The organism is Neoluteolibacter marinus (assembly GCF_014904755.1).
Lineage (GTDB): Bacteria > Verrucomicrobiota > Verrucomicrobiia > Verrucomicrobiales > Akkermansiaceae > Haloferula > Haloferula marina.
Window position 1 is genome coordinate 1 of record NZ_JACZFQ010000299.1, and the last position, 287, is coordinate 287.

Annotated in this window: 1 pseudogene; it reads left to right on the top strand. The window is 68.6% G+C overall.

The features are described from left to right. Window positions 1–287 (top strand): annotated as a pseudogene (locus tag IG178_RS24950) (glycoside hydrolase family 65 protein); the annotation flags it as partial.

Below are 287 nucleotides of genomic sequence, written 5' to 3' on the forward strand. Positions count from 1 at the left end.
GGGCCCCGACGAGTACCACGACGGCCCCCGCGGCCAGCACGGCGGCGGTCTCAAGGACAACGCGTACACGAACGTCCTGGCCGCGTGGCTGTTCCGCCACTCGGCGCACATCTTCCAGGACATGGTCGAGCACCAGCGCGAGGAGCTCTCGGCGCGCTTCGGCGTGACCGCGGAGGAGGCCGAGCACTGGCACGAGGTCTCGCAGAAGCTCGCGGTGCCGTTCAACTCCGACGGCACGATCTCCCAGTACGACGGCTACGACTCCCTCGATGAGCTGGACTGGGACT